3 protein-coding genes are annotated in these 2,481 nt (G+C 62.2%); 2 read left to right on the top strand and 1 reads right to left on the bottom strand.

Going from position 1 to position 2,481, the window contains the following annotated elements:
- The coding region (locus I5W_RS25925) for a helix-turn-helix domain-containing protein (RefSeq protein ID WP_044531421.1) at positions 1-378 on the top strand (378 nt) is incomplete at its 5' end.
- Between the two features lie 13 nt (positions 379-391).
- Positions 392-1,039, top strand: coding sequence for a GGDEF domain-containing protein (locus I5W_RS25920; RefSeq protein ID WP_252717233.1), 648 nt, complete (start codon positions 392-394; stop codon positions 1,037-1,039).
- Here I5W_RS25920 and I5W_RS25915 read toward each other — a convergent pair.
- A partial coding sequence (locus I5W_RS25915) for an FAD-dependent oxidoreductase (RefSeq protein WP_044531419.1) occupies positions 1,024-2,481 on the bottom strand: 1,458 nt, incomplete at its 5' end. The two genes, I5W_RS25920 and I5W_RS25915, sit on opposite strands and share 16 nt — an antisense overlap.

The following is a 2,481-nucleotide window of genomic DNA, read 5'->3' as shown; positions in this document are numbered from 1 at the left end:
CGTTCCTTCCTGCGGCGCCTGCACATCCTGCAGACGCCGGCGCCCGGCAACACCGAGGCCTGGACCCTGTATCGCCGCAACGGTACGCTGGTCAGCCCGCACAATGAGCGCCTGGCATTGAGCGATAAGGAATGTGCAGTCCTGACCACGCTGTTTCTCAGTCCGCACTTCCCGGTCAGTGCGGAACACCTGATGCACGCCCTCAACATCACGGCCGAAATCATCGATCCGCATCGCATCGACACCATCATTTATCGCATCCGGAAGAAGCTGGCACAGTTGGCCCACACCCGCTTCGAGATTCGGAACATCTATGGCAGAGGCTTCATCTGCGTAGCAATGAAAGAAGGCGCGGCGTTTTATGTTTGGGATGGATAACAGGGAACTGGCCATGATCGCTCAACTGGCCCTGAGCTGCGCCCTGTTGGGGGCGGTGGCGGTGATCGGCGTGCTGGGTGGCTTGCTGCGCAAGGCCCGGCGTCGCTGCGACCGTCTGGGCCAGCAACTGGCAGATGCCAAGAGCGTCAATGCAAGCCTGCGCCAGCAGGCGCTCTACGACAGCCTCACCGGCCTGCCCAACCGCAACCTGCTGGAAGACCGCATCAGCGAGGCGATTGCCCGAGCCGAGCGTGAACAGGGCCGGTTTGCCCTGCTGTTCCTGGATCTGGATGGCTTCAAGGCGGTCAATGACCGCCTGGGTCATGCCGCTGGTGATCTGCTATTGATGCAGATCGGTGAGCGCCTCTCGGAAAGCCTGCGTCATGCCGATACCATTGCCCGCATCGGTGGCGACGAATTCGTGGTGCTCAGCGAGATCGTCGCCTGCGGCGACATCACCATCATCCGTGACAAGCTGACCCAGGCTCTCACCCAACCCTTCCCGATTGGCACGACCTTGCTCAACGTCAGCGCCAGCCTGGGCCACGCCCACTATCCCGAGGATGGCCTGTCAATGGAAGCCTTGCTGGCGCGCGCCGACCAGGGCATGTATCACCTCAAGCGCACGCGCCAACCCGCGGGCACTTACGCCGTGCAATGACCGACGCAGCGGGCGATAGCCTGCTCGATAGACGCAGCTTCGACATGCAGCCAGCGCGCGGCCACGTGCTGGTCGGGCCGGATCAGGTAGGCACACCCGTCACGTGCACCGTAACGCTGGGCCGCCAGTCCTTGCACGTCCACCAGCTCGGTACCTGAACCGGGTGCGCCGATCCGCTTGACCTTGACCGTGAGTCCTGCGGCTTCGATGCTGGCAGGAACTTCCACGGCGCCAAACACCAGCACCGTAAAGCCCTCCCCCAATTGCTCCAGCAGCCAGCCCGGACGGCCATCGCGCAGGATCGGCGCATCGGCGCAAGGGGTACCGGGCGCCATGCGGCCGCCGAACAGTGCGCTGTCGGGAGTATTGAGCGAGGAGTCCACATAGGGGGTAGGCGTGGACAAACGCCCGCTGTTGACCAGCGTGCGCGCGAAGGGTTCGGTCTCGGCCAGGGTCAACACGGCGTCGCGCATGACGTTGCTGGCGCGACTCTTGGGCGTGATGAAATCGGTGGAACGGGTGGATTGGCGCAGGTTGTCATCGGCGGCAAAGGCGCGCTCCTCGTGATAGCTATCGATGAAGCTGACCGGTGCCAGGCCATCGATGACCAGCTTGAGTTTCCATACCAGGTTGTCGATGTCCTGTACGCCGGTATTGGCGCCACGCGCACCGAAAGGCGAGACCTGATGCGCAGCGTCGCCGGCGAAGAGCACGCGCTGGTAGCGCATGTTGTCGATGCGACGGCAGGCAAACTGATACACCGAGACCCACTCCAGCTCGAACTCCACATCCTTGCCCAGCATGGCCTGGATGCGTGGGATGACGTTCTCGGGCTTCTTCTCTTGCTCGGGATCGGCATCCCAGCCCAACTGGAAATCGATGCGCCAGACGTTGTCGCATTGCTTGTGCAACAGCACACTCTGGCCGCGATGGAAAGGCGGGTCGAACCAGAACCAGCGTTCGGTGGGGAAATCGGCCTTCATGATCACATCGGCAATCAGGAAGCGGTCCTGGAAGAACTGGCCGGTGAACTCAGCCCCGACCATCTTGCGCGTATCACTGTTGGCACCATCGCAGGCGATGATCCATTGCGCCTGCATGTGGAAGACGCCATCCGGCGTTTCCACGGTCAGCGTGACCTGTTCATCATCCTGCTTCAGGTTCAAGAGCTGGTGCTTCCAGCGCAGGTCAATCAAGGGATGGGCCTGGCAGGCCTCGACCATGTATTGCTCCAGGTAATACTGCTGGAGATTGATCATGGCCGGCATCTTGTGTGCGCTTTCGGGCAGCAGATCGAACTGATAGACCTGCCGGTCTTCGAAGAACACCTTGCCCAGTTGCCAGCTCACGCCCTGCTCCACCATGCGCGCAGCCACGCCCAGGCGATCCCAGATTTCCAGTGGCCGCTTGGCATAGCAGACGGCGCGCGAACCGATGCTACC

Source organism: Herbaspirillum sp. B65, from assembly GCF_000333555.1.
GTDB lineage: Bacteria > Pseudomonadota > Gammaproteobacteria > Burkholderiales > Burkholderiaceae_D > Herbaspirillum > Herbaspirillum rubrisubalbicans.
This window is presented reverse-complemented; position numbering and strand designations above follow the sequence as displayed.

Excerpts from the sequence above, each read along its gene's own strand:
- I5W_RS25920 (WP_252717233.1), top strand. The coding sequence starts at position 392 with ATGATCGCTCAACTGGCCCTGAGCTGCGCCCTGTTGGGGGCGGTGGCG.